The organism is Microbacterium sp. BF1, from assembly GCF_019279095.1.
GTDB lineage: Bacteria > Actinomycetota > Actinomycetes > Actinomycetales > Microbacteriaceae > Microbacterium > Microbacterium maritypicum.
Genome location: NZ_JAGYWT010000266.1, coordinates 1 through 3,348, shown reverse-complemented (window position 1 = coordinate 3,348; position 3,348 = coordinate 1). Strand labels below are relative to the sequence as shown.

Below are 3,348 nucleotides of genomic sequence, written 5' to 3'. Positions count from 1 at the left end.
CTCGACGCCGGTCCCGCAGCCGAGGCGTCGTCAGCGTCGTCAGTGCCCTCGCGGTCGTCGGTTTCGCCGGCGCGTTGGTCGCACCGACCGGAGTGGCACTTGCCGCACCCGCACCCCAGGAGTCGCCGGATTCGGCGTATTCACTCGCACTCGCCGACACGCAGAACTTGACCGTCACGGTCGAGGGCGCTGCGATCGCGCCCGTCGTGCGCGGCAGTTTCGAGGTGTACGTCAAGCCGAAGCCCGCTCCGGAACCCACCGTCGCGGCTGCGCCACGAGGGGGCTCGTCCGGTGGTTCGTCGGGTGGCTCCCTTCCGCCCTACACCGGCGGCGGAGCCCCTGCGGAGTGGATGGCGGCAGCCGGTATCGCGGAGAGCGACCGGCAGTATGTCGACTACATCGTCTCGCGGGAGAGCGGTTGGAACCCGAACGCGACGAACAAGTCGTCGGGCGCCTGCGGTCTCGTGCAGGCGCTTCCCTGCAGCAAGGTGCCAGGTAACGGGTATGACCCGGTCGACAACCTTCGTTGGGCGACCGGCTACGCCACCGGACGCTACGGCAGCTGGTCGGGGGCCTACAACTTCTGGATCAACAACCACTGGTGGTGAGCAGGCACCATGCCCCGCTCCCGCAGACGCCCTTCGGCGCGCCCTGAGCCCGAAGACTCCTTCGATCGTCTTCTCGCCGGCTGGAAGCGCACGGAGACCCGGCGCGGTGGTGAGTGGACCGTGCAGCCCGTGTCCGCGGCGCAGGCGCAGAAGGAGTACCTCTGCCCCGGATGCGGGCGGGGGATCGAGGCCGGTACGGCACATCTGGTCACCTGGCGCGCAGACGGGGTGCTCGGTGACGCGGCCGACCTCGCCGCACGTCGGCATTGGCACACACACTGTTGGAGACTTGCATGAGCATCGAGATCCGAGGACCGCTGGAGCTGCCGGCGCGACGCGAAGACATCGAGCTGAAGACCGCTGACGGTCTGACGCTGGTCGGAGAGCTCTCCGTGCCGGAGCACGTACCGCCGACGGCGACCCTCGTGACGCTGCACCCGCTGCCGACGGCCGGTGGCTTCATGGACTCGCACATCATCCGCAAGGCCGCCGCTCGCCTCCCCGCGCTCGCGGACCTCGCCGTCCTGCGTTTCAACACACGGGGGACCACATCCCCCCGAGGCACGAGCGATGGCGCCTTCGACGGCGGGGCTGCCGAGCGGCACGACGTCGCGGCGGCCATGGACTTCGTCCGTGATCGCGCGCTTCCGCGTCCCTGGCTTCTGGGGTGGTCCTTCGGTACCGAACTCGCACTGAAGTACGGCCGGGACCACGACATCGAGGGGATCATCCTCCTCTCGCCGCCCCTCCACCGCGCGACGCCGGAGGAGGTCGCCGCCTGGGCGGCGACCGGACTCCCCGTGATCGTCCTGGTGCCGGAGCTCGACGACTACCTGCGCCCGCCAGAGGCTCGGGAACGATTCGCAGCGATTCCGCACGCCACCCTGATCGCGGTGGATGGCGGGAAGCACCTCTGGGTGGGCGAGACGCAGACGCGGCGAGTGCTCACGGAGATCGTGGCGGCGGTGAATCCCTCAGCCCTGCCTCTCGCGACGCAGTGGCCGGTCGCCGAGTAGGCGTCTCCGACGGTGGGATCTATCGGCGCGCTGAGACCGCGCTCGGCTAGTGTGCTGCCGTGATGCGCGGGGGCTCCCTGTTCGTCGCCTACCCCGGCCCGGACGATGCTGATGGGGCCGTAGCGGTGGCAGACCATCACGCTGGCGCTCCGACCTTGCGTGAAGCGGTGAGTACCGTCGACGCGGGAGCTGGAGGGCTGTGGCTCACGGACTACACGCAGCTGACGATGGCCGCTCAGTTCGACGACGAAGCGGCCACTGCCTCGGATCAGAGCTCGTTCATTCGGGGGATGAGCACCTGACGGTAGATGATCAGGATGCTCGCCGCCACGGGGATCGCGATGAGCGCGCCCAGCAGCCCCAGGAGGCTTCCTCCGGCGAGGGCGGCGACGACGACGACGGCTCCCGGCACCGAGACGGCACGGCTCATGATGCGTGGGGAGATGATGTAGGCCTCGATCTGCATGTAGATCAGGTAGTAGATCGCGGCGGCGATGGCCGTCGCCGGCGATCCGAGCCCGGGGATCAAGCAGACGAGCACGATGATCGTCGAACCCGTCAAGGTTCCGACGAGGGGGATGAGCGAGAAGAAGAACGCGATCACGGCGAGGACGGCCGGGAACGGTGCATCGATGATGGAGAGATAGACCGCACTCAGCACACCGTTGAGGACGCCCTGCGAGACCTGGCCCATGACGTAGTAGCCCACGGAGTCGGTGATCTGCTCGGACAGATCGATGAAGCGGTCGCGCTTGGACGCCGGGGCGAGCTGGTAGACGGCCCGCTTGAGGGAGGGCGTCGAGGCCGTCAGGTAGATCGTCAGGATGAGCACGATGAACGCGCCGAACAGGCCACCGAGCACGGCGCCACTGGCGACGAGCACACCCTGGCCGATGGATCCGCCGATCTCCGCGAGATTGCTCGTCAGCCAGTTGGTGATGTAGGTGAACACGTCATCGACGGGCAAGTTCGGGAAGGCGTCCTGGATCCATTCCTTGAGGTCAGGGATCAAGTTTCCTCGCTGCACGATCGCCGAGATCTGGGCGACCAACTGGGAGATCTGATCCACGAGCACCGGCAGCACGATGAGTACGATCCCCGCGAAGACACCGAGTACCGCCAGGATCGTCACGAGGACGGCCGCCCAGCGCGGAAGCCGTCGACGCTCGAGGAACGATACGAGAGGATCGAGGCCCAGACTCAGGAACAGCGCGGTGCCGAGGTACAGCAGCACGGTGGACAGATTCTCCACACTGTTGATCAGCAGGATGCCCAACCCCACGCCGAGCGTCGCCACCAGGGCGGTGCGGAAGGGATTGTGGATCTTCATGTGCAGACTCCTCGTGACGGCTGCAGCAAGACTATCCAGCCGTCCGGCCCCGGCACCGACGACGTGCCGATCCAGCGGGCACTGCACCTGCTCGTGGGCAACACACAGCTGATTTCGCTAGTCTGAAATGTCGAGTGTTGCGTCGCAGGCAGGTGCCGGTGATGCGTGAGGAGACTATTCGTGCGTTTCGTATGGGCCGTGGTGGCCTTCGTGCTGGCTGCGGTGCTGATCGGTGCGGGGATAGCCCAGCGCACCATCTTCATGGGACCTGACACTCAGAAGACCCAGGTCGAGATCAGCGAACCGGCGCCGTTCGTGCTCATCGACGGCGATGTCCTCCGCGCGAATCCCGGCGCGCAGACCCTGATCGTTCGCGGACAGGGCGAGATCTTCG

5 protein-coding genes and 1 pseudogene are annotated in these 3,348 nt (G+C 67.1%); 5 read left to right on the top strand and 1 reads right to left on the bottom strand.

Translation table 11 applies throughout. The features are described 5' to 3' along the window. The 3 genes from KZA10_RS10145 to KZA10_RS10140 form a co-directional block, all read left to right on the top strand. Positions 1–608: transglycosylase SLT domain-containing protein (locus KZA10_RS10145; RefSeq protein ID WP_256934686.1), on the top strand; the 608-nt coding region annotated here is incomplete at its 5' end. A 9-nt stretch (positions 609–617) separates the two neighbouring features. Further along, a complete protein-coding gene (locus KZA10_RS18005) occupies positions 618–905 on the top strand; it encodes a hypothetical protein (protein WP_081603926.1) in 288 nt (95 codons plus the stop codon). Then, complete coding sequence (locus KZA10_RS10140) at positions 902–1,624, top strand: alpha/beta hydrolase (RefSeq protein ID WP_164743668.1); 723 nt, start codon at positions 902–904, stop codon at positions 1,622–1,624. The genes KZA10_RS18005 and KZA10_RS10140 overlap by 4 nt, the downstream gene beginning before the upstream one ends. A 268-nt stretch (positions 1,625–1,892) precedes the next feature. Here the strand turns inward: KZA10_RS10140 and KZA10_RS10135 are convergent, their stop codons facing one another. After that, positions 1,893–2,954, bottom strand: a complete 1,062-nt coding sequence (locus KZA10_RS10135; protein ID WP_141385998.1) for an AI-2E family transporter — start codon at positions 2,952–2,954, stop codon at positions 1,893–1,895. On the opposite strand from KZA10_RS10135, the gene KZA10_RS18000 reads away from it, so the two are divergent. Next, positions 2,955–3,080, top strand: coding sequence for a hypothetical protein (locus KZA10_RS18000; protein ID WP_256934685.1), 126 nt, complete (start codon positions 2,955–2,957; stop codon positions 3,078–3,080). Between the two features lie 54 nt (positions 3,081–3,134). Next, a pseudogene (locus KZA10_RS10130) lies at positions 3,135–3,348 on the top strand (glycosyl transferase); the annotation flags it as partial.